Source organism: Streptomyces tateyamensis (assembly GCF_003205575.1).
Lineage (GTDB): Bacteria > Actinomycetota > Actinomycetes > Streptomycetales > Streptomycetaceae > Kitasatospora > Kitasatospora tateyamensis.
In genome coordinates this window covers 653-1,018 of the sequence record NZ_PYBW01000133.1, presented here as the reverse complement: position 1 = coordinate 1,018, position 366 = coordinate 653, and the positions used below count along the sequence as shown (strand labels likewise).

The 366-nt window shown below is 76.5% G+C and carries 1 pseudogene; it reads right to left on the bottom strand.

Going from position 1 to position 366, the window contains the following annotated elements:
* Positions 1-34 precede the first annotated feature (34 nt).
* Positions 35-366 (bottom strand): annotated as a pseudogene (locus tag C7C46_RS28690) (anti-sigma factor family protein); the annotation flags it as partial.

Sequence of the window (366 nt, the reverse complement as noted above, 5' to 3'; positions counted from 1 at the left end):
ACGGGAGCCGGTCGGCCAACCCGTCGCAGGGCGGCTAACCCGTCGTCAGTCCCGGTACCGAGACCAGGAGTTGACCGCTGTCCAGGTCGCGCACCTCGAAGTGGGCGATCCGGTCCGGCGTCAGGCCGGCGCCGCCGCTGGTGGTCAGCGTGCTCGCGGTGCGGGTGCGGTAGCCGCCGGCCGGCACCGTCCAGCTGGTCACCGTCTGGCGCGAGCCGTCGGTGCCCACCGCGACCAGGTCGCAGCTGCGCGGGCCGCCCACCCCGTCCAGGGTCAGGGTGACCGCGCTCCCCCAGGCCTCGGCAGTCATGCCCACCACGGCGTGCGCCCCGTCCGGCCCGACCGCGCTGCGGCTCACGGCGGCGG